21 protein-coding genes, 1 pseudogene and 1 other annotated feature are annotated in these 20982 nt (G+C 41.9%); of the genes and pseudogenes, 8 read left to right on the top strand and 14 right to left on the bottom strand.

Annotated elements, in window-relative coordinates; all coding sequences use genetic code 11:
- Positions 1-172 precede the first annotated feature (172 nt).
- Entirely contained in the window at positions 173-1747 is a 1575-nt protein-coding gene (locus PSE69_RS11295) for a TerC family protein (RefSeq protein WP_004917989.1), read from the bottom strand.
- 244 nt (positions 1748-1991) lie between these two features.
- Between PSE69_RS11295 and gndA the strand changes: the two genes are divergently transcribed.
- Positions 1992-3398, top strand: a complete 1407-nt coding sequence (gene gndA, locus PSE69_RS11290) for an NADP-dependent phosphogluconate dehydrogenase (RefSeq protein ID WP_014657811.1) — start codon at positions 1992-1994, stop codon at positions 3396-3398.
- Between the two features lie 136 nt (positions 3399-3534).
- Here the strand turns inward: gndA and PSE69_RS11285 are convergent, their stop codons facing one another.
- Positions 3535-3819, bottom strand: a complete 285-nt coding sequence (locus PSE69_RS11285) for an Imm53 family immunity protein (RefSeq protein WP_004917993.1) — start codon at positions 3817-3819, stop codon at positions 3535-3537.
- 703 nt (positions 3820-4522) lie between these two features.
- On the opposite strand from PSE69_RS11285, the gene PSE69_RS11280 reads away from it, so the two are divergent.
- Both PSE69_RS11280 and PSE69_RS11275 read left to right on the top strand, forming a co-directional pair.
- The gene (locus tag PSE69_RS11280; RefSeq protein WP_036943572.1) at positions 4523-5713 is read left to right on the top strand and encodes a multidrug effflux MFS transporter; all 1191 of its coding nucleotides are present in this window, start codon (positions 4523-4525) and stop codon (positions 5711-5713) included.
- Between the two features lie 120 nt (positions 5714-5833).
- Positions 5834-6469 (top strand): CatB-related O-acetyltransferase, encoded by a 636-nt coding sequence (locus PSE69_RS11275; RefSeq protein ID WP_121874784.1) that lies wholly within the window; start codon positions 5834-5836, stop codon positions 6467-6469.
- A gap of 53 nt (positions 6470-6522) precedes the next feature.
- On the opposite strand, the gene PSE69_RS11270 is transcribed toward PSE69_RS11275, so the two are convergent.
- The 10 genes from PSE69_RS11270 to hisG form a co-directional block, all read right to left on the bottom strand.
- A complete protein-coding gene (locus PSE69_RS11270; RefSeq protein WP_014657814.1) occupies positions 6523-6765 on the bottom strand; it encodes a glycine zipper domain-containing protein in 243 nt (80 codons plus the stop codon).
- 90 nt (positions 6766-6855) lie between these two features.
- Positions 6856-7287 carry a YbaK/EbsC family protein gene (locus PSE69_RS11265; protein WP_223854886.1) on the bottom strand — a complete coding sequence of 144 codons (432 nt, stop codon included), beginning with the start codon at positions 7285-7287 and terminating at the stop codon, positions 6856-6858.
- A gap of 365 nt (positions 7288-7652) precedes the next feature.
- Entirely contained in the window at positions 7653-8264 is a 612-nt protein-coding gene (gene hisIE / locus PSE69_RS11260; RefSeq protein WP_004918003.1) for a bifunctional phosphoribosyl-AMP cyclohydrolase/phosphoribosyl-ATP diphosphatase HisIE, read from the bottom strand.
- Entirely contained in the window at positions 8258-9034 is a 777-nt protein-coding gene (gene hisF, locus PSE69_RS11255; RefSeq protein ID WP_004918004.1) for an imidazole glycerol phosphate synthase subunit HisF, read from the bottom strand. The genes hisIE and hisF overlap by 7 nt, the downstream gene beginning before the upstream one ends.
- Complete coding sequence (hisA, locus tag PSE69_RS11250) at positions 9016-9753, bottom strand: 1-(5-phosphoribosyl)-5-[(5-phosphoribosylamino)methylideneamino]imidazole-4-carboxamide isomerase (RefSeq protein WP_004918006.1); 738 nt, start codon at positions 9751-9753, stop codon at positions 9016-9018. Before hisA ends, hisF begins: the two co-directional genes overlap by 19 nt.
- A 5-nt stretch (positions 9754-9758) precedes the next feature.
- Positions 9759-10352, bottom strand: a complete 594-nt coding sequence (hisH, locus tag PSE69_RS11245; protein ID WP_004918008.1) for an imidazole glycerol phosphate synthase subunit HisH — start codon at positions 10350-10352, stop codon at positions 9759-9761.
- Positions 10352-11419, bottom strand: a complete 1068-nt coding sequence (gene hisB, locus PSE69_RS11240; protein ID WP_004918009.1) for a bifunctional histidinol-phosphatase/imidazoleglycerol-phosphate dehydratase HisB — start codon at positions 11417-11419, stop codon at positions 10352-10354. Before hisB ends, hisH begins: the two co-directional genes overlap by 1 nt.
- 21 nt (positions 11420-11440) lie before the next feature.
- Positions 11441-12511 carry a histidinol-phosphate transaminase gene (gene hisC, locus PSE69_RS11235; protein ID WP_072502939.1) on the bottom strand — a complete coding sequence of 357 codons (1071 nt, stop codon included), beginning with the start codon at positions 12509-12511 and terminating at the stop codon, positions 11441-11443.
- A gap of 9 nt (positions 12512-12520) precedes the next feature.
- Positions 12521-13831 carry a histidinol dehydrogenase gene (hisD, locus tag PSE69_RS11230; protein ID WP_121874785.1) on the bottom strand — a complete coding sequence of 437 codons (1311 nt, stop codon included), beginning with the start codon at positions 13829-13831 and terminating at the stop codon, positions 12521-12523.
- A 5-nt stretch (positions 13832-13836) separates the two neighbouring features.
- Positions 13837-14736 carry an ATP phosphoribosyltransferase gene (gene hisG / locus PSE69_RS11225; protein WP_004918014.1) on the bottom strand — a complete coding sequence of 300 codons (900 nt, stop codon included), beginning with the start codon at positions 14734-14736 and terminating at the stop codon, positions 13837-13839.
- A gap of 41 nt (positions 14737-14777) precedes the next feature.
- Positions 14778-14906 (bottom strand) — a sequence feature (His leader region).
- 245 nt (positions 14907-15151) lie between these two features.
- Between hisG and PSE69_RS11220 the strand changes: the two genes are divergently transcribed.
- A complete protein-coding gene (locus PSE69_RS11220) occupies positions 15152-15979 on the top strand; it encodes an SDR family oxidoreductase (RefSeq protein WP_272675237.1) in 828 nt (275 codons plus the stop codon).
- Here the strand turns inward: PSE69_RS11220 and PSE69_RS11215 are convergent.
- Positions 15972-16595 carry a glutathione S-transferase family protein gene (locus PSE69_RS11215; RefSeq protein WP_014657819.1) on the bottom strand — a complete coding sequence of 208 codons (624 nt, stop codon included), beginning with the start codon at positions 16593-16595 and terminating at the stop codon, positions 15972-15974. The genes PSE69_RS11220 and PSE69_RS11215 overlap by 8 nt on opposite strands.
- Before the next feature lie 159 nt (positions 16596-16754).
- On the opposite strand from PSE69_RS11215, the gene PSE69_RS11210 reads away from it, so the two are divergent.
- Positions 16755-17960 (top strand): serine hydrolase, encoded by a 1206-nt coding sequence (locus tag PSE69_RS11210; protein ID WP_004918021.1) that lies wholly within the window; start codon positions 16755-16757, stop codon positions 17958-17960.
- Between the two features lie 198 nt (positions 17961-18158).
- Here the strand turns inward: PSE69_RS11210 and PSE69_RS11205 are convergent.
- Positions 18159-18341: pseudogene (locus tag PSE69_RS11205) on the bottom strand (IS256 family transposase); the annotation flags it as partial.
- A 313-nt stretch (positions 18342-18654) separates the two neighbouring features.
- Between PSE69_RS11205 and PSE69_RS11200 the strand changes: the two are divergent.
- The 3 genes from PSE69_RS11200 to PSE69_RS11190 all read left to right on the top strand — a co-directional run bounded on the left by PSE69_RS11200 (position 18655) and on the right by PSE69_RS11190 (position 20852).
- Complete coding sequence (locus PSE69_RS11200; protein ID WP_141173304.1) at positions 18655-20076, top strand: hypothetical protein; 1422 nt, start codon at positions 18655-18657, stop codon at positions 20074-20076.
- 184 nt (positions 20077-20260) lie between these two features.
- Positions 20261-20644 carry a hypothetical protein gene (locus PSE69_RS11195; protein WP_040132948.1) on the top strand — a complete coding sequence of 128 codons (384 nt, stop codon included), beginning with the start codon at positions 20261-20263 and terminating at the stop codon, positions 20642-20644.
- A 55-nt stretch (positions 20645-20699) separates the two neighbouring features.
- The gene (locus tag PSE69_RS11190) at positions 20700-20852 is read left to right on the top strand and encodes a hypothetical protein (RefSeq protein WP_272675236.1); all 153 of its coding nucleotides are present in this window, start codon (positions 20700-20702) and stop codon (positions 20850-20852) included.
- Positions 20853-20982 lie beyond the last annotated feature (130 nt).

The following is a 20982-nucleotide window of genomic DNA, read 5'->3' as shown; positions in this document are numbered from 1 at the left end:
CTCTAACCTCGAATAACATTATTAAGTTGCCTAAATTATTGAACAACTCAATAATTAATTCTTTTAAAAAACGCTACCATTTTTGTGTTTTAAGACATCGGATAAAGCAACTTTAAATATTTATGTAAAAAATACCGGCTCACTGGCCGGTATGGTTCTAAATGAAGCTTAATTACTCTTCTTCATCTTCTTCAGGCTGTTTAGGTGGAATAATCAGCACCTTGCTAATACGGTGGTTCTTGACCTCAAGCGGTTGGAAAATACAACCGTTCACCTCAATTTGTTCACCTTCTTCAGGAACACGTTGAAGATGTTCCATCAATAGGCCTGCAATGGTTTCGTATTCACGTTTTTCATCCAATTCCATTGGAACAAATAAGATCAGGTCTTCTAATGGCATAAAACCATTGGCAATCCAGTGACCATCCTCCAACTTTTGGATGTCATGACGCGAATCATTTTCTTCTTCCCCATCTGGTAAGTTACCAGCAATGGTTTCCATTACATCGGTTAAGGTGACGACACCCTCAACAGTACCAAACTCATCGACAACAAAGGCAAAGTGTGTTTGAGCTTTACGGAACTGCTCTAGCGCTTTTAGCAGCGAAAGGCCTTCAGGGAAGATCAGGGGTTGAGTAATAAGAGCACGTAAATCAAGAGGTTGACCACTGAGCTGCTGTTTAACTAAATCAAGCACATGGATAACACCAACAGGCTCATCACTGATGTTCTCATCAATCACCACAAAGCGTGAATGCGGATTTTTTTCCAGCAATTGTAGTAATTCACTGGCTGATTTATTGATATCTAAATATTCCACATCATGGCGTGATGTCATGATACTTTCGACATTACGTTCCGCCATTCCCAAAACTCGGGCAATCATTTGACGCTCTTGTGGATCAAAAACAGATTGGTTATCCGCTATCAAGTCCGATGTATGAGCATCCAATTCCGCACGTTCATGGTTACCGCTTAGAATACGTAGCACCGCTTCTGCTGTGCGCTCACGTAATGGGCGACTACCTTTTAGGAATTTGCGACGGTTAAATTGTGCGAACTGATTTAAGACTTCAATCATGATAGAGAAACCAATCGCAGCATATAGATAGCCTTTCGGTATCGAGTAACCGAAGCCTTCAGCAACCAAGCTAAAGCCTATCATCAACAAGAAACTGAGACACAGGATAACGATAGTAGGGTGGTTGTTAACAAAACCAGTTAGTGGCTTACTTGCCCATATCATCAACATCATGGCAATCGTCACAGCAGCAACCATAACACCAATATGGTCAACCATCCCAACGGCGGTAATTACCGAATCGAGTGAGAAAACTGCATCAAGGACGATGATTTGTGCCACAACAGCCCAGAAATTCGATGTTTTCCGCTGGGTATGCGCGTGTTCATCCCCACCTTCTAGCCGTTCATTAAGCTCCATTGTTGCCTTAAATAGCAAAAAGAGACCGCCGACCAACATGATCAGATCTCTGGCACTAAATGGATGATCGAATAGTGTAATTAAAGGCTTGGTGAGCGTGATTAGCCAAGACAAGCTAAATAGCAGAATGACTCGCATCACTAGTGCTAGCATCAGACCCGTTACACGAGCCCTATCACGCAATTTTTGCGGAAGCTTATCTGCCAAAATGGCAATAAAGACGAGGTTATCAATACCAAGAACGATTTCTAGAACGATAAGGGTGGCAAGCCCCGCCCAAATCGAAGGATCTGCGATCCATTCCATACAGTTTGTTTTACCTTCTGATATGACGGCATATGCCGACTGGTGAATAATGCGGTTTGTTTACTCAAATTTCAATAAAAATTCACGTTAATGAGACGATAATCTACAAATAATATTCCGTTTGCGTCATCGATTGCATCAATAACTACCCACCAGAACAAACCTGAGTTAACATGTGATCCTGTTAACAGAATTGCCAGCAAGTAAAATGCTGGCTTAGGTCCTAATCAGACAGGAGTTTTTCATGTCAAAGCAACAGATTGGCGTTGTCGGTATGGCTGTCATGGGGCGCAACCTTGCGCTGAATATTGAAAGCCGTGGTTATTCCGTCTCTATTTTCAACCGTTCTAAAGATAAAACGGATGAAGTTATTGCTGAAAATCCAGGGAAAAAATTAGTTCCCAGCTACACTATTGAAGAGTTTGTCGACTCTCTGGAAAAACCACGCCGTATCCTGCTAATGGTGAAAGCAGGTGAAGCGACAGATAAAACGATTGCTGCATTGACTCCGCATTTGGACAAAGGCGATATCCTGATTGATGGTGGCAATACGCTATATAAAGACACAATCCGTCGTAATCGCGAGCTATCAGAGCAAGGCTTTAACTTTATCGGTACAGGGGTTTCTGGTGGTGAAGAGGGGGCACTAAAAGGCCCATCGATCATGCCGGGTGGACAAAAAGAGGCTTATGAACTGGTTGCACCAATTCTAAAAGAAATCGCCGCTAAAGCAGAAGGTGAGCCTTGCGTGACTTATATTGGCCCAGATGGTGCTGGTCATTATGTTAAAATGGTTCACAATGGTATTGAATATGGTGATATGCAACTTATCGCTGAGGCCTATTCATTATTAAAAGGTGCTTTAAACCTAAGCAATGAAGCGCTTGCAGAGATTTTTGCAGATTGGAACCAAGGTGAACTAAGTAGCTATCTGATTGAAATCACCGCTGATATCTTTAAGAAAAAAGATGAAGATGGCAAATATCTTGTTGATGTTATTTTGGATGAAGCGGCAAACAAGGGCACAGGTAAGTGGACTAGCCAAAGCTCTTTAGATTTAGGTATTCCAGTAACACTTATCACTGAATCGGTATTCGCACGTTATATCTCTTTCCTAAAAGATCAACGTGTTGCTGCTTCTAAAGTGTTAACTGGTCCGGCATTAAAAGCGGTTGAAGGTGATAAAAAACAGTTTATCGAAAAAGTACGCCGTGCGTTATACCTAGGTAAAATCGTCTCTTATGCTCAAGGCTTCCAGCAATTAAAAGCGGCTTCTGACGAATATAACTGGGATCTTAACTACGGTGAAATCGCGAAGATTTTCCGTGCTGGTTGTATTATTCGTGCTCAGTTCTTGCAAAAGATTACAGATGCCTACAATGAAAACGCACAGATTGCGAACTTGTTATTAGCGCCATACTTTAAGCAAATCGCAGATGAATATCAGCAAGCGTTACGTGATGTGGTTTGTTATGGTGTACAAAACGGTATTCCAACACCCACATTCTCAGCCGCAATTTCTTATTATGATAGTTATCGTTCAGCGGTATTGCCTGCTAACTTAATTCAGGCACAGCGCGATTATTTCGGTGCTCATACTTATAAACGTACTGATAAAGAAGGCGTATTTCATACCGAATGGATGGAGTAATTCATTAAAACAATGAGTTACATAAGTGAAGGGTGCTGGTGATCCAGCCCCTTTTTTTATGCATACAACTCCCCCTATTAGGCTGGGGAAGTCATGAATATTAAAAACATTATGCTAGGCTGAAGGAGATATACTGTTATGACCCATTAAGCCATTTAATAGCGTAATCTAAGATGATATTTAAATTTTGTGGACTTCCATAGCCTTTAAATTCTTTATCAGTTGTAATGATATTTAACCAATCATCATTGCTATTATTAACAATAAGGTTTGATTTATTTTTTCCACTCTCACCATTAATATGAACTCGCCAACCTGGATTGTCTAACGTACTGATATCTAATCCATATTCATGCTCCCAAATTCCATCGCATTGAGATTTATACCAATTTTGTAATTGAGTAATTAGATTATTATTCATTTTTTAAGTATTTATTTCTCAGTTCGCTCTCTTATTATGCTAATACTCGTCAAAACTCAAAGTTGATAATGTCATAAATGTAGGTAAATCAACTGGGGTTGTCAGCTAAAACAAATTAGACAAGAACTCGCAAGAGACAGCGTAAGGGGAATAGAAGGCTTATGCAAATTATGGTGTGACTTCATGGATTGCCATTACTCGAGAATATCGCCTTATTGAATTGATGATAATACTATTTTTATTGAAGTGAGCTTACTCTACGATAGGGTGAGAAAATAGGCTTCGACTAGGAATAATACATAGCGATTATTTACCTGATGGATCCGCAAGAGAAGAGTTTTGAATAACAAACCATAACTAATAACACTATAAAAAATGAACTGGTATTCATCAATTGGCTATTACGTTGCGGGGAGTGACTGATACGACGCTGTTCATTCGCTTAGTCTAAAATACTCGTTTACTTAGTGATAGTTAGAGGATCATAAGCTGCCTAACAGAGCATCTGTACTCTGCATTCAAGCGTTAAATTTACTTAACGGTGAGTTTTTTATGCTGAAAGATATTCGGACAAGAAAATCGGGTATCGCTTTGATTGATTCTACTGATAGAATTATCAGTTCATTTTTATTATTAGGCTGAGAAAGCTTCACTGCAAAGCCTAGATTGATCATTTGATGATTGTTCACTAAGAATTCTATTTATGCGAAAGTTCCTTGTCCTGTTACTGTTACTCGTACTACTTAGCCCACTGGCGATTGACCTATATTTACCGACAATCCCTGCTATTGCGATTGCCCTTGGCTCCCCAGAGTCACTGATACAATCAACAATCGCGCTGTTTATTTTAATTTTTGGTATAGGGCAGTTGGTCTCAGGGCCTTTAATTGATCGATATGGACGTAAACCTATCGCCATCATAGGGATCTTAATTTATATCATCGGGTCGACAGTTGCAGCATTATCAACTGCGGTGGAGATCTTTATTGCTGCGCGAGTGCTGCAAGGTGTCGCGGTCTGCTGCACAGGTGTAGTTGCTTTTAGTGGGGTGCGAGACCGTTTAAATGGTACAGAAGCGGCGCGTGCTTTTGGCTTCCTGAATGGCACATTAAACATTGTGCCAGCGCTTGCTCCGCTATTAGGTGGCTTTTTGGCAGAATATTGGGGATGGCGCGCACCTTTTTGGTTCCTTGCCCTCTATGCATTACTGCTCTTAGTATTGGTGATAGCTTTTTTACCTGAAACTCGCCCTGCAAGTTTGCAACATGTGAAAAAACTGCAACTTAACCATTATCTGCACATTTTGCGTAATAAGTATTTTATGATTTTTGCATTGGTTAATGCGGGTAGTATGGGAATGGTACTGACTTATGTCTCCTTTGCACCGAGCGTGTTAATGGGGGATTCAAAGCTAACCCCGCTAGAATTTTCGCTTGTGTTTGGGGCAAATGGTTTTTGGATCATGTTTGCTAGCTATATTGCTAACCACTATATCCCGAAAATTGGTCGCCCTAATTGCTTAAAAGCAGGTAGCTTATTTATGGGGATCGGGTGTTTAGGCCTCGTATTAGGCTTAATGTTACTGCCCAATGCGTTACAAAACCATTGGTTAGTCTATATGTTACCTGTTGCTTGTGCCTGTACAGGACTCGCTTTTATGATGGGAACCGCAACCAGTTACGCGTTAGAACCTTTTGAAAAAGAGGCTGGAACGGCCTCTGCACTGGTCGGGTTTATTCAAATGGCGGTTGGTGCGGGGTTAAGTTTATTGGCGATTAATGCCTTCTTACCAGCAAAGTGGGCGCTAGCTATTTTAATGTTGTTAGGCTGTATCATTGCGTTGGTTGCACGAAATACCAGCTTAAAATTAGCCGCACAGAATGAGGCAGCATAAATGATAAATCCCTTATTAAAACAGCCTAGGGTGGCTAAAGGTGATGTGTTTTTGAGCGCGAATACATCACCATAGACAGCGTTCTATGGTAATAATAATTTTATAATTAGGATTGTTACCATGAATCAGAAACATTGGTCAAAATATCAACTATTACACGAAGTTGTCCAAAACCCCAATATCCATATTAAAGGGCGTCACAGTTATTACAGTGACTGTTGGGATAATGGCTTTGAAGCCTCCGTTGTTCGTTACCTACAAGGAGATGAAGGGAGTCGTGACTGGCAACTTCCTTGGCAAGTCGATCAACTCTATATTGGCGATTATGTCTGTATCGGCAGTGAAGCCGTGATTTTGATGGGAGGAAATCACACTCATCGAATAGACTGGTTTTGCTTGTATCCTTTTATTGAGCATATTAATGACGCCTATGTAGGGAAGGGCGATACGATAATTGGTGATGGCGCATGGATTGGTATGCGAGCATTCATCATGCCAGGCGTTCATATCGGTGAAGGCGCTGTTATTGCCGCCAATAGTGTTGTGGTAAAAAATGTGGCGCCATATAGCATTGTTGGGGGCAATCCAGCGAAACAGATTGGATACCGTTTTTCGCCTGAAATCATTAGTGAGCTGCTCGCATTGAGAATTTATGATTGGCCTGAAGAGCAATTCAATGCGTTAAAACCTCATTTATGTCATTCTGATTTGGCCGCATTAAAAGCGGCATTGTTGGAATATCAAAACAAATCATAACAATGACCGATAGGGAATGATGATATGTCATTCCCTTTATCGCATATATAAATTTACTTCTTGCTGGCTAAGTAACCAAATATAAAGCCGACTCCGGCAGCGATAGTGGCTGCGGCAAGTGGATGGCTTTTTACGCTATCCACAGCGGAATTTAAGGTATCACAGCCTTGAGCCGCACATTTTTTAACGGCACCTTTAATTTGATGTTCTGTAGAGTCGGTGACTTCACCATAGGCTTGCTGCGCCGTGCCAGCGGCTTCTCTTGCTCTGTTTTCTGCTTTGTCGAATAAACTCATGATATTCTCCTTTATACTGAACAACAGTTATTACTAAGTGTAGCAGCCGCATAAAAGCGCGAGACCTATTTTACTTAAAATCAAGTTATTTTACGTTGTTTCACTATCACGAATAAAACTAACTAGCGTGGGATTAGCAATACGCCGATAGTCTTCGGTATTGAGGATAACTGAGCGTTCAAGTGTGCCAGCATTAAAGGCTAATTCTTCAAAACGGGCAAATAAATAAGGATCAGCAATTAATTTTAGCGAGGGGTGGAAGCTAAAAGGAGGAATGGCGCCAAATACACATTGGGTTAAATCATCCACTTCTTTTGGACTCGCTAATGAGGCTCGCGTTCCGCCAATGGCATGGGCTATTTTGCTTAAATCAGCCTGTTTATCCGCAGGAAGAATAGCTAAAACATGTTGGCGGATCCCATTTCCTTTGACATGGCATACCAGACCTTTTGCACCTTGACCTAATTGGGTTCCTCGTACTTTAGCGACTTCCTCAGATTTACCTGCGGTTGGGTGTTCCATCACACGGTATCTGGCATTATGTTTATCAAGTAACTGGGTTAATTGAATAAAAATAGGGCTTTCTGACACGACGGTTCCTTTTTTATAAAAATAAACAGTTGAGATAGTAGCAAAATTAGATAACAAGCTAAATACCATGGATATTATCTGAAAATTGAAAGAAGCAATGAGCGTGTTTTTAAGTTAATAGCGAAATCATTGCCTAAATAGCATTTTTATTAAAATAGGCTTTCACTTGAATTAATTGACTCAATTAGCTAAACAGTCATTTATAGGTAAGATAATAGGAGGGCTTAGGTCGACGAACAATAATCAGTTCACCTTTTTTATATTGGGTAGCCCACCTTAAGCAGGCTACCGTATTATTATTGATGGCGCTCTTTCAGTCGTTTGATGATAGTGCTTAAATCAAGATCTTGGTCTTGTAAGAGTACCAGCAAGTGATACATCAGATCTGCGGCTTCATTCGTGAGTTCAGCACGATCATTCACGGTGGCAGCTAGTGCGGTCTCAACCCCTTCTTCTCCCACTTTTTGAGCGATACGTTTAGTTCCACTAGCATATAAACGCGCGGTGTAAGAGCTTTCAGGATCTGCTGTTTTACGTGATTTTAGTAAGGTTTCCAGTTCAAATAAGAAGCCCCAATCACTTTGGGCTGGAGCAAAACAGCTTTCAGTGCCCTTGTGACAAGTTGGTCCAATAGGTTGTACTAAGGCGAGCAGGGTATCGCTGTCACAGTCTGGATAGATATCTACCAAATTGAGAAAATGGCCAGACGTTTCCCCTTTGGTCCATAGGCGCTGTTTGGTTCTTGAATAAAAAGTGACCTTGCCACTCTCTAAGGTGGTTTGTAAGGCTTCAGGGTTCATATAACCCAACATTAGCACATCACCAGAGGTGGCGTGTTGTACAACAACAGGCATTAGCCCATCGACTTTTTGCCAAGCAAGTTGGTGACATTGTTCTGTGGTTAACATACTCTAATTTGAACTCCATTTTCTGCAAGGTATTGCTTTAATTCACCGATATTGATGATTTGCTTATGGAACACAGAAGCAGCAAGTGCGCCATCAACGTTTGCATCGCAAAAAGCATCAAGGAAGTGTACTTTTTCACCCGCGCCACCAGAGGCAATTAAAGGCACTTGGCAGATTTCACGGACTTTTTTCAGTTGTAGCAGATCATAGCCTTGGCGTACACCGTCTTGGTTCATCATGTTTAGAACGATTTCGCCAGCACCGCGTTGTTGAACCTCTTTAACCCAATCTAAGGTTTTCCAGCGGGTTTGTGTGGTGCGCTTTTCATCCCCAGTAAATTGATAAACCAGATAATCTCCGCTGTCATGGTCAAACCAAGTGTCGATACCAACCACAATACATTGAACACCAAAGCGCTCAGCGAGACGGCTAATTAAGGTTGGATCAGACAATGCAGGTGAGTTAATGGAAATTTTATCTGCGCCAAATGACAGGATTTGTGCTGCATCTTCGACACTTTTAATACCACCAGCCACGCAAAACGGGATATCAATGACTTCGGCGACTTTGGAAACCCAACTCTTATCGACCACACGGCCGTCAGATGATGCAGTAATATCATAAAAAACTAATTCATCTGCCCCTTCTTGGGCATAACGCTGGGCGAGCGGCACGATATCACCAATAATTTCATGATTACGGAATTGAACACCTTTAACCACTTGCCCATCACGAACATCCAGACAAGGAATTATGCGTTTTGCCAACATGCGATTGCCTCCGCGACAGTGAATTTACCTTCAAGTAGGGCGCGACCAACAATCACGCCTGCCGCTCCTGATGATGGAATAGCGGCGATATCAGCTAAAGAGCCAATACCCCCTGAAGCTTGAAAAGCAATATCAGGGTATTTTTGACTGATTTCACGATATAAGTTGACATTGGAACCCGCCAAGGTGCCATCTTTCGAAATATCGGTACATAAAACGTGTTTTAGCCCGTATGGCTGATACATCTCAATGGCCTGTTCCAGAGAAAGGTTTGAATTCTCTTGCCAGCCACTGATGGCAATTTCTTTAACGCCTTGTTGATTGATACGAACATCCAGAGCAAGCACGATAGCTTCACCGCCGTAACGTTCAAACCAAGTTTTCACTAATTCGGGTTGCTTGACCGCGGTTGAGCCAATAACCACTCGCGTCGCTCCTGCGTCTAACAGCGCTTTTACGTCTTCTTCAGTGCGGATACCACCGCCAACTTGTACAGGAACACAAACGCCAGCTAATAATTTTTTGAGTAGGGAAATTTGGCGTTTTTGTGGGTCTTTGGCTCCCGTTAAATCGACTAAATGCAGTAATTTCGCCCCTTCTTGCTCATATTGTTGCAGGCGAGGGAGAGGATCATTACCGTATGCCGTTTGCTTGGCATAGTCTCCTTGGTGTAGGCGAACAACATTACCATCAATTAAATCTAAAGCAGGAATGATCATCTCAATTACATCTCCAAAAAGTTTTGGATCAGACGGGAGCCTGCGGCACCCGAACGTTCAGGGTGGAATTGAACCCCGTAAAAGTTATCCTGATTGACAGCACTACTAAATGGGTTCCCATATAAGGTTTGAGCTAGGGTATTACCTGAAATTGGCATCGAATAGCTATGCACAAAATAGAAGTAGGCATCCTCACGGATCCCTTTGAATAAAGGGTGGCCTGCTAATGCTTTAACTTGGTTCCAGCCACTGTGCGGAACAGGCAAACCGTTAGCATCCATTTTTTGGACCGGGCTATCAATGAGGCCCAGTAATGGGATCAATTCTTTACCTTCTTCACTCACACTGCCCATTAATTGCATACCTAAGCAGATGCCTAAAACAGGTTGAGTCAGCGTTTTAATTAACGGAATGAGTTCACGCTCATTCAGTTGTTCCATAGCGGCACTTGCTGTGCCGACTCCCGGTAGAAACACTTTATCAGCCTGTAAAATCGTCTTAGTATCACGGCTAATTTTTGGGGTGTAACCCAAACGCTTAACGGCGTAAGCGACCGATGACAAATTAGCGCACCCCGTATCAAGGATCACAACATTCATTAGAGAACCCCTTTCGAGCTAGGCAAAGTATCCCCTTCAACACGGATCGCTTGGCGTAAGGTGCGACCAAACACTTTAAATAGGCTCTCTGCTTTATGGTGATCGTTTTTCCCTTTAGTTTTCAGGTGTAACGTACAACCCATCGCATAAGAGAGTGAACTGAAAAAGTGTTCGATCATTTCAGTGCTCAAATCACCGACGCGTTGGTATTTAAATTCTGCTTTGTATTCAAGGTGTGGGCGGCCTGAGATATCTAATGCACAGCGTGCTTGGCACTCATCCATCGGTAGCACAAAGCCAAAACGCGCAATACCACGTTTGTCACCTAGCGCAACACGCAGTGCCTCACCAAGGGCTAAACCTGTATCCTCAACGGTGTGATGGTCGTCTATAAATAGGTCACCTTTAACGTCGATATTTAAACGGAAACCACCGTGAGTCGCGATTTGGTCAAGCATGTGATCAAAGAAGCCAACGCCGGTGTTGATTTGGCTACCGCCTTCGCGATCAAGCCAGACTTCGACGCGAATATGGGTCTCTTTTGTGACTCGTTCGACCAAGGCATGACGATCGCGTTTGGTTAACTTATCAGTGATAGCGACCCAATCGAGTGATTCAGGGCTATAACGTAGGCCTTGAATACCCATATTTTCAGCTAATTGGATGTCGGTTTCACGGTCGCCAATCACATAGCTGTTTGCTTTGTCTAATTTACCTTCAACAAGATAATTTTCGACTAAGCCTAACTTTGGCTTGCGGCAGTTGCAGTTATCCGCAGGTTTGTGAGGGCAGATCAGCACTTCATCAAATTGGATACCCTGAGATTCAAAAACCTGCATCATTAAATTATGAGGTGGCTCAAAGTCAGCCGTTGGAAAGCTATCCGTTCCCAAGCCATCTTGGTTAGTGACCATGACTAAACGGTAGTTGGCTTTTTGGAGCGCGAGTAAGCTCGGGATCACCGCTTTTTCAAATGCTAATTTGCTTAGGCTATCGACCTGAAAATCAGTAGGTGGCTCAGTGATTAATGTTCCGTCACGGTCAATAAAAAGTATTTTTTGGCTCATGAATGTTTCCTATTTTCAGGTTTAGCAAAGGGCTTCAATAGCGTCAATAACACGTACATTTTCGGTTTCTGTGCCGATAGTGATACGTAAACAGTTGGCAAGTCCTGGCTGTTTACTTTGATCACGTAAAATAATGCCTTGATCCCACAGGGCTTTAAACACCTTATTGCCGTCAGTAAAGCGCACTAAAATATAGTTAGTTTCGCTTGGGTAAACCTTTTCTACGATAGGCAATGCCTGTAAAGCTTCTGAAAGCGCAATGCGGTTATTGGTGATTGTCGTAACACGGTGTTTCATGGTCGCTATCCCCTCCATATTCAGCGCTTGAGCCGCTATCATCGCCACAGGGGTAGAAAGCGGATAAGGAGCGATCACTTTTAGCAAAACTTCAATAACATCGGGGGCGGCTAATGTGAAGCCACAACGCAGGCCTGCTAGTGCAAATGCTTTTGATAAAGTTCTCAGTACGACTAGGTTAGGGTAGTTGTTGAGCCAACTGGCTACGCTATATTGAGGGCAAAATTCAATATAAGCTTCATCAATAACCACTAACGCTCGACCTGCCGCCATTTCAAGGACTTCAACCAGTGCCTTGTTATCAATAATATTGCCGGTTGGATTATTAGGGCTGCAAATATAGATCAGCTTAGTGTTGCTCAAGTTTTCACGAATAGCATCCACATTGAGTGACCAGTCTGGTAGAGCAGGGATCTTCTTCTGTTCGATACCAAAAGTTTCAGCGCTGACACTGTACATGCCATAGGTAGGTGGACAAAACATCACCGCATCTTTACCAGGTTCACAGAAGGCCCGGATCAGCAGCTCGATTGACTCGTCAGCGCCGCGGCAAACTAACACTTGCTCAGGAGAAACCCCTGCATACGCCGCATAATTGAGGATCACATCGGTAGGCTGGCATTCAGGATAGCGGTTTAAATTACGTTCATTAAACTGAAACTCTGGCGCAATTGGGTATTCATTCGCATTTAACCAAACATCACCACGACCGCCTAAACGGCGAGCAGACATATAGGGTGTCATCTCTTTGACATTGTTACGTGCAAGACTAGCGGCTTTAAAGGTTTCGCTCATCACTCACTCCTATTTTTGTTTGTTCAGTTCAGTGACACGTAAGGTCACGGCATTTTTGTGAGCCGTTAGGCTTTCTGCTTGCGCTAACGTTTCAATGGTAGTCGCTAACCCTAAAAGCCCTTGAGGCGAGAGTTTTTGCACTGTCATACGTTTCATAAAATCAGCAAGGCCAAGACTTGAATAGGTTGATGTATAACCGTAAGTCGGCAACACGTGGTTAGTTCCAGATGCATAATCTCCCGCGGATTCAGGTGACCAGTCACCAACAAAAATCGATCCCGCACTGGTGATGTCTTCGACTAATTCGTCGGCATTACGTGTTTGTAGAATTAAATGTTCTGGACCGTAGCGGTTACTTATTTCAACGCACTGTGCAATGGAGTCAGCAATAATGACACGACTGGCACTCAATGCTGCTCTTGCAATATCAGCACGCGATAGCTCTGCAAGCTGTTTTTCCGTTTCATCAATAACACGTTGAGCAAATGTTTGGCTGTCGGTTAACAATATGACTTGTGAATCAGGGCCATGCTCTGCTTGCGATAATAGATCCGCCGCTGTAAAAGCAGGGTTGGCTTGGCTGTCAGCAATGACTAACACTTCTGATGGCCCCGCTGGCATATCAATTGCGGCCCCTTCGTGATCTTGGCTGACTTGGCGTTTGGCCTCTGTCACGTAGGCATTGCCCGGGCCAAAAATTTTATCAACGGCGGGAATACTTTCGGTTCCAAATGCCATAGCGGCAATTGCTTGCGCTCCCCCAACTTGGAAGATATCGGTAATACCACACAATTTAGCGGCATAGAGTATTTCATCTGCAATAGGTGGCGGTGAGCAAAGGATCACTTGCCGGCAGCCTGCAATATTTGCGGGTGTGCCTAACATCATTACCGTTGAGAGAAGGGGGGCCGAGCCTCCAGGAATATAGAGACCCACGGAATCGATCGGGCGTGTAATTTGTTGGCACACAACCCCAGGTTGAGTTTCAACTTGAATAGCCGCCGGTTTCTGAGCCTCATGAAAACGACGGATATTGCCGATGGCCGTTTGCATCGCAATTTTGATGTTGTCATCAAGGCGTGTTGCGGCTTGTTCAACGGCATCTTGTGAAATACGAATAGTTGAAATAGCTGTTTTATCAAAACGTTGGCTAAATTCGATTAATGCACTATCACCGCGGGCTTTGACCTGTTCAATGATCTGGGTGACAGCAGCGCTAATGTTTGTAGACGCAGCGATGGCAGGGCGTGTCAGTAGCGCTTTTTGTTCATTAGCATGACATGATGACCAGCGAATCGGTTGATTAAATCCCATTTCCATCGGTATTACTCCATCATTTTTTCAATAGGTAGAACCAAAATGGAGCTTGCGCCTAATGCCTTGAGTTTTTCCATGGTTTCCCAGAACAGGGTTTCACTGCTGACCATGTGCATTGCAACACGGTTTTTATCTCCCGCTAAAGGCAACAAAGTAGGGCGCTCTGCACCCGGCAGTAATGCGATAATCTCTTCTAAGCGCTCACTTGGAGCGTGTAGCATAATGTATTTGGATTCGCGGGCTTGGATAACACCTTGAATGCGTGTCATCATGCGATCAATCAGTTGCTGCTTGTCTGCTGAAATTTCCCCGTCTCGTTGGATCAAACAAGCTTTAGAACGATAAATCACTTCGACTTCTTTTAGGCCGTTGGCCTCTAATGTTGCCCCTGTTGAAACAAGGTCACAGATAGCATCGGCAAGACCTGCCCGAGGGGCGACTTCGACAGAGCCGTTTAATAAACAAGATTTAAATTGAATGCCTTTTTCATCGAAGTAACGTTTTAATAAGTTCGGGTAAGAGGTGGCAATACGAGAGCCATTTAAGCACTCTGCACCTGTGTAGTTAAAGTCAAGAGGCGCGGCTAATGATAAGCGACAAGCACCAAAATCAAGGCGACGCAGTGTCTTATAAGCGGGATTATCGCCTTGAGCACGGCGGCTTAATAGCTCCTCTTCAAGGACGTTTTCACCAATGATACCAAGGTCAACGACACCATCCATAACTAGCCCTGGGATATCGTCATCGCGTACACGAAGTAAATCAATAGGCATATTTTCTGCATAAGCAATCAATCGCTGTTGTTGTAAATTGATTTTAATTCCGCAGCGGGCAAGCAGTTCTCGTGAGTCTTCACTTAAACGACCTGATTTTTGAATAGCAATTCTTAACCGTGATTTATCCAACATAATTTTACCCTGCTTATTCTGTAATATATTTTTGATTAATAATAAAAAAACCCTCGGAAGATATTCTTCCGAGGGTTTTCTCTATTTCGCATTTCAGCCACCGGAAGAGTTATTGAACGTCTTCCAGCACACATCGCCCGAAAGACTAATCAGGATGATGGTGATGATGATGGTTGCGAGAAATACGAGTCATAATAGCTTCCGATAATAATATTGTTAGTTGCTTAAACATTCACTACTCATCAACCTATCCGATTTCATCACTAGAATGCAACTCTTTTTTTAAAAATAATCGATAATAATTGGATAGTGCCGTTTTATAGTGAATAATCGCCTGAATAATATATTCGGAAGTTAAAAGGTTTTTCGATAAGCTAAGCAGAATTAAGTTATTGTCGGTATGTAGGGGGGAATGATGAAAAAGGTCGCAATTGTTGGATTAGGGTGGTTAGGGTTACCCCTTGCGAGAGCGTTGTTAGCTGAGGGGATTGAAGTCTCTGGCACAAAAACGACCACGGATGGTATCGCTGCCGCTCGTGCTGTAGGAATTGATTGTTATCATTTGCAGCTCACTCCCGAATTAGTGTGTGATGGTGATGACTTACAGCAATTAATGGAAGAGGCTCAGGCGTTAATTATTTTACTACCGCCTTCAAAAGTGAATGTATCAGCTTATGTCAACGCCATCGAACAGCTTGTTGATACGGCAATAACCTTTCAAATTCCTCGTGTGATTTTTACCTCATCGACTTCTGTTTACGGTAATGCGATTGGTGAAATTGATGAAAATAGCCAGCGACATGCAGAAACCGCGTCAGGGCAAGCCTTGATTGAAGTTGAAAACTGGCTTCATGCACTGCCGAACATTTCAGTGGATATTTTACGGCTAGCGGGGTTGGTAGGAGAAAATCGTCACGCAGGGCGTTTCCTTGCGGGCAAAAAATCCCTAAAAGGAGCAACACAGCCTGTTAATCTTGTTCATCAGGATGATGTGATTGCTGCCATCCTATTATTACTCAGGCAGCCCAAAGGAGGACATATCTATAATTTATGCGCTCCTCAACATCCTCAACGCGCGGATTTCTACCGCCAAGCGTCTCAATCATTAAATTTGGAGGCTCCTGAATTTTGCACTGAACCGGCAGTAAATGCAGGGAAAATCGTTAAAGGTGAGGGTATCTGTCAAGAACTTGGGTTTGAGTATCAATACCCAAACCCAATGCAGATGCCGATGACTATTTAAGCGGGATCATCACAATTTTTTGGAAAGCAGGACGGGTTGTTAACTGAGAGTACCAACGTTCTAAGTGAGGGAATTCAGGGCGTTCTGTGACGATTTCGTGCCATGGGTAAAACAGTGGAGCAATAGCGATATCAGCGATCCCAAATTGTTGACCGCTAAAATAGGGCTGAGTCGCTAGGGCTTCATCGGCAATTTTGAGCAACTTTTCAATATTGTGATAAATGGTACGTACTGTTTCTGGATCTCGTTCGTCAGGGGAAACGCGGACAATTTTATTCATCATCTGTTTGATATTATCGAACAAACTTCCACATCCCCAATCTAACCATTTGTCGGCAGCAGCCTTTTCTTGAAGGTTTTGTGGGACCAATAAGTGAGAATGATCAAACTTTTCCGTAAGGTATCGTAAAATGGTATTTGATTCCCACAGGGTAAAGTCATCATCCTGTAAAGTTGGAATGGTGCTGTTTGGATTCATTTTTTTATATTCAGGTGTATCAAGCCCCCCAAAAGGGCCGCCAACATCTTTTTGATGATAAGCAACGTTCAATTCTTCAAGGCACCAAAGTACTTTTTTGACGTTTGATGAGTTTTTACGACCCCATACAGTTAACATAGTTTTCCCCATGATTTGATGTTTCGTTGTTTACCCTAATTAAGATAGATGAAATCGTATTATGGGAACAATCTTTATTTGTTGTGTGTAGCTTAATTGTGTAAAAAGCCCTACATTAATAATGAATTAACCATTTTAGTATTTGTAAAGGAGTAACCGATGAACAAAAAATTTTTCACCTTAAAGGCGCGATACCTAGGAACTGGATTAGGCCTTTTAGTTGCGGTAAGTCATTTTGCTTACGCGGCAGGAACACCGGTTGCTCCACAGGTTGATGCAAAAGCTTTTGTATTGATGGACTACGACAGCGGTAAAATTTTGGCGTCAGGTAATCCAGATGAGCGTTTAGATCCTGCTAGTTTGACGAAAATGATGACCAGCTATGTGGTCGGTCAAGCAATTAAAGCGGGTAAAATCACGCCACAGGATATGGTCACGGTAGGTGTAGATGCGTGGGCAACGGGCAATCCCGTCCTAAAAGGCTCATCACTGATGTTTTTAAAACCTAAAGATCGTGTCTCGGTATTGGATCTAAATAAAGGGGTCGTTATTCAGTCAGGGAATGATGCCAGTATCGCGCTCGCGGATTATGTCGCTGGTAGCCAAGACTCGTTCGTTAGCTTGATGAATGAATATGTGAAGCAGTTAGGGTTAAAAAATACCCATTTTAAAACAGTGCATGGCCTAGATTCTGAAGGGCAATACAGCACTGCTCGTGATATGGCAATTTTAGCCCAAGCGATGATCCGTGATGTGCCTGATGAGTACGCTTTACATAAAGAAAAAGAGTTTACTTTTAACAAAATCCGTCAACCTAACCGTAACCGTCTGTTATGGAGCCAAAATCTCAATGTTGATGGTGTGAAAACGGGTCACACAAGTGGCGCAGGGCATAATTTAGTTGCTTCCGCGACGGATGGCCCAATGCGTCTGATTTCTGTGGTGCTTGGTGCTCCGAGTGACCGAGTACGTTTTTCGGAAAGTGAAAAATTACTGACATGGGGGTTCCGTTTCTTTGAAACGGTGACTCCAATCAAAGCCGATCAAACATTGCAAACACAGCGCGTTTGGTTTGGTGATAAATCAGAGGTAGCACTTGGCGTTGAAAAAGACACTGCTATCACGATACCAAAAGGCCAGTTACAGAATTTGAAAGTGAGTTATACGCTGACGAATCCATCAATTGAAGCACCACTGGCTAAAAATCAAGCGGTTGGAACAGTCAATTTTATCTTAAACGATCAAATTGTTGAACAGCGTCCACTCGTGGTCAAAGAATCAGTTGAAGAAGCGGGCTTCTTTGGGCGTATTTGGGACTATATCGTAAAAACGGTCAGTGGCTGGTGGAATGCTATTTTTGGTTAAATCCTGATTAAAAGCACGCTTGAGGTGGCGCTGTTGCAAAGCTCAATTAGCCGATGGTGAACAATTAACGATTGGATTGCTGAGGCTTTTTTGTTAGATGTGTGCAACGGTCACCATATTATTTTTGAATGGTGTGCTGGTGCTGTAAATACAGCACCAGCAACTCCCCTGTAACTCATTCTATGTATTCGCCTTTCATTAAATGTGGCCGTTTGGGCCGTTACCGAACGCAATAATAAAATGACTTAATGCTTGTTTCCCGTATTGGATCAGCATGCTCCATTTTTTAGAGGCCGACTCAATCACTAAATAAATCACTCTACGTACAGAATCATCGTTCAGGAAGAGTTTGCGTTTCTGAATTGCATGGCGGGTGAACGATATAATACGAGGATGTGAGGGCCTTAAGTCACTTAGGTATAATCTTGGATTGAAAAACGCTATTTTACAAATGAAAGATTATTAACTTATCGTAATTTTGAATATTTAAATAGAGTTAGTCTTAATTTCTAATTATTTTTTACAGATAAACTTCAATTGCAATATTTTATTTTTAATTCAATAATTATATTAATCGTTTGGTGTTTAATTATTTTTATGAATGTAATTTATTCAATGGAATTGCCAAACCGATATGAAGTATTTTATTTATAAATGGATTTAATTAGTGTATTTAATACGGAGAATGATATTTATGGCTATGACAATTGAAGAAAGAAAAGCACAGCTAGAAAGAAAACAAACAACACAAGGATTGGGTGAGAACACGACAATAGGCGGAGATGCTACTAATCATGGCCGTAATAAAGGCATTATTGAAGGTGGCTTAGCTCACGATGGTGGGTTAGGTAATGGTAGAATTAAAGGTGGTAGCTCAATTAATAATAACCATAATGAAGATATTATTGAAGCTGGAGCCGCCATTAATCATGGTAAAAACAATGGTGATATCGGTGGGGGTCATAGCAGTAATTATGGTATAAACAAAAATACGTTAAAAGGCGGTTTAGCGAATAACGAATTTGGTTCGGTTAATACAAAATACTCTTATTTAAAAGGGGGGGATGCCGTCAGGGAACTACAGCGCTGTGTAGAAACTTATGATGGAAATCAAAAGCAGCTTAAAGCGATGAAAGACGATTTTGCCAAAATAAAAGAAAGTTTCAGTGATATGCAAGCTGATGGTAGCGCGCTATCTCAATCGGAAAAAGATAGATATGAGACATTACTAAAAGAAAAAAATGAGGAAATTAAAAAATTAAATGAAGTTATAAGTAGTGACCTTGAGAAAATTGATAATTTGGTATCTCAATTGTCTGATAAAGATCAAGAGATAAAATCGATGGCAATAAAAATAAAACAAGCTATCGAAGATAAAAATAAACTTGAAGAGAGACTTGTTGATATCAATAAAAAAATAATTAAAGCAAATGACCGTATTGAAGCATTACAGTCGGATATCCATAATAAGGAATCTAAAATTGCTGAGTTAGAGCAGCAATTAAATGACGATTGTGCTAATAAAGAAGAGCTCAATAAAGCGATTGCATCATTGAAAAAAGAACTTAATGATACACAAGACAAATTAGAAAATAACCAATCCTTAATTTCAAAAAGAGAAGAAACCATTTCTCGTTTGAATATTAAAATCACCAAAATGGAAACAGAATACAGCCAAAAACAGCAGGAGTTTGGTAAAAAACTGGAAGTTCTTTTAGAGCAAATTGCTTCACTGGCTAATGAAGGTAAAGAAGAGTTATCGGATTCTATAGTGACGACGAGCAGCAAAACTACCACAGTGACAATTTCAAATACTGCCGATCCATTGGGGGATATCAAAGAGCAAATGGCTCCTGCTGTGACGGGCGGTAATGCTGAAAACCTAGGTATAAACTCAGGTACTATTAAAGCAGGCGACAGCAATAGCCAATCTATGGTGATGAATAATGAGATAAATATCAATGTAGATGGTAAGGCGGACACGGTTGTAAGCACATTGAGAGAGTCAATCAGTTCAATGGGGAGTAGAATCGAAGGCGCTGCAAACGGCATTGTAAATGAGGTGAAGCAAAGAGCACAATCGGTATTGACGCTGGTTAACCCAGATATCGCGTAATCATAATAAAATTAACGAAACACAGGAGTCAGTATATAGCTGACTCCTGTTTTTTTATGACTTTAGCCAGTTTAAGTCGCGTTAGCATCTTAAACATAAAACCACCCGCTATGCGGGTGGTTATGATTGCCTGAAACCTGCATCTATCCTATTATTTACGTACTTAACTAAAATATGGTGATGTATGAAAAAGGGGTTGGTGTTAGGAATTTTTGCTGTCTCATTGGCTGGCTGCGGTGGGAAAGATGTAACGTATGATGGAGAATACGTCTGTATTATAGATCAGGATATAAACCGTGCTGCGGATCTAACGGGTAATGAATATGAATTCCCTGGTAATTTGTCAGAAGCCGTCATTGTGATTGACAATAGAGTAGTTACAGTAAAGGGAATGAATCTTGGAGATTATGTAACTCCAAGGCTTGAAGAGAAAAAAGGGAAAGAGGGCGATGAACTGTTCTATGATAAAGATGATGTTCATATTGGTTATATGAAAAGGTTAGGGATACTTTCATTCAGACTTCCTGACGGAAGCGGTCAAGTTTTAACAGGATGTAAAAGTAAATAACCTGAACTCGGGATAAGAAAAACAAAAAAGAAAGGAACTAAAAGCGGGAGTAAAAGTGGTTATTGATGCAGGGGGCGAATTAACCTTACAGGCAGCAGGGAACTTTGTTACGATTGATGCTGGCGGAATTACATCTAGTAAAATGATTAATTTTGGTACTGGGGCACCTTCAAGTGGTGGGGGGAAGGACAATTACCTGATGTTGTGAAAATATTAGGGACTTCAATCCCACAAAGTTCATTACCTGATATTCCTTTTATTCCTGAGAAAATATGTATTAGCTGTTTGATAAAAGCGGAAGAATATGGTGAAATTCTTGTGAAAAGGGAAAATAATGT

The organism is Providencia sp. PROV122 (assembly GCF_028482365.1).
Taxonomy (GTDB): domain Bacteria; phylum Pseudomonadota; class Gammaproteobacteria; order Enterobacterales; family Enterobacteriaceae; genus Providencia; species Providencia stuartii.
The sequence above is the reverse complement of the archived record's forward strand: the minus strand, read 5'-3'. Positions and strand labels throughout refer to the sequence as shown.

What these genes read in the sequence shown, in the direction of transcription:
- PSE69_RS11285 (WP_004917993.1), bottom strand. Translation starts at nt 3,819, where the DNA reads ATGAATAATAATCTAATTACTCAATTACAAAATTGGTATAAATCTCAA.
- PSE69_RS11280 (WP_036943572.1), top strand. Translation starts at nt 4,523, where the DNA reads ATGCGAAAGTTCCTTGTCCTGTTACTGTTACTCGTACTACTTAGCCCA.
- hisG (WP_004918014.1), bottom strand. Translation starts at nt 14,736, where the DNA reads ATGTTGGATAAATCACGGTTAAGAATTGCTATTCAAAAATCAGGTCGT.
- hisD (WP_121874785.1), bottom strand. Translation starts at nt 13,831, where the DNA reads ATGGAAATGGGATTTAATCAACCGATTCGCTGGTCATCATGTCATGCT.
- PSE69_RS11220 (WP_272675237.1), top strand. Translation starts at nt 15,152, where the DNA reads ATGAAAAAGGTCGCAATTGTTGGATTAGGGTGGTTAGGGTTACCCCTT.
- hisH (WP_004918008.1), bottom strand. Translation starts at nt 10,352, where the DNA reads ATGAATGTTGTGATCCTTGATACGGGGTGCGCTAATTTGTCATCGGTC.
- hisC (WP_072502939.1), bottom strand. Translation starts at nt 12,511, where the DNA reads ATGAGCGAAACCTTTAAAGCCGCTAGTCTTGCACGTAACAATGTCAAA.
- hisIE (WP_004918003.1), bottom strand. Translation starts at nt 8,264, where the DNA reads ATGTTAACCACAGAACAATGTCACCAACTTGCTTGGCAAAAAGTCGAT.
- hisA (WP_004918006.1), bottom strand. Translation starts at nt 9,753, where the DNA reads ATGATCATTCCTGCTTTAGATTTAATTGATGGTAATGTTGTTCGCCTA.
- PSE69_RS11295 (WP_004917989.1), bottom strand. Translation starts at nt 1,747, where the DNA reads ATGGAATGGATCGCAGATCCTTCGATTTGGGCGGGGCTTGCCACCCTT.
- PSE69_RS11275 (WP_121874784.1), top strand. Translation starts at nt 5,834, where the DNA reads ATGAATCAGAAACATTGGTCAAAATATCAACTATTACACGAAGTTGTC.
- hisF (WP_004918004.1), bottom strand. Translation starts at nt 9,034, where the DNA reads ATGTTGGCAAAACGCATAATTCCTTGTCTGGATGTTCGTGATGGGCAA.
- hisB (WP_004918009.1), bottom strand. Translation starts at nt 11,419, where the DNA reads ATGAGCCAAAAAATACTTTTTATTGACCGTGACGGAACATTAATCACT.
- PSE69_RS11265 (WP_223854886.1), bottom strand. Translation starts at nt 7,287, where the DNA reads ATGGAACACCCAACCGCAGGTAAATCTGAGGAAGTCGCTAAAGTACGA.
- PSE69_RS11195 (WP_040132948.1), top strand. Translation starts at nt 20,261, where the DNA reads ATGAAAAAGGGGTTGGTGTTAGGAATTTTTGCTGTCTCATTGGCTGGC.
- PSE69_RS11200 (WP_141173304.1), top strand. Translation starts at nt 18,655, where the DNA reads ATGGCTATGACAATTGAAGAAAGAAAAGCACAGCTAGAAAGAAAACAA.
- PSE69_RS11210 (WP_004918021.1), top strand. Translation starts at nt 16,755, where the DNA reads ATGAACAAAAAATTTTTCACCTTAAAGGCGCGATACCTAGGAACTGGA.
- PSE69_RS11270 (WP_014657814.1), bottom strand. Translation starts at nt 6,765, where the DNA reads ATGAGTTTATTCGACAAAGCAGAAAACAGAGCAAGAGAAGCCGCTGGC.
- PSE69_RS11215 (WP_014657819.1), bottom strand. Translation starts at nt 16,595, where the DNA reads ATGTTAACTGTATGGGGTCGTAAAAACTCATCAAACGTCAAAAAAGTA.
- gndA (WP_014657811.1), top strand. Translation starts at nt 1,992, where the DNA reads ATGTCAAAGCAACAGATTGGCGTTGTCGGTATGGCTGTCATGGGGCGC.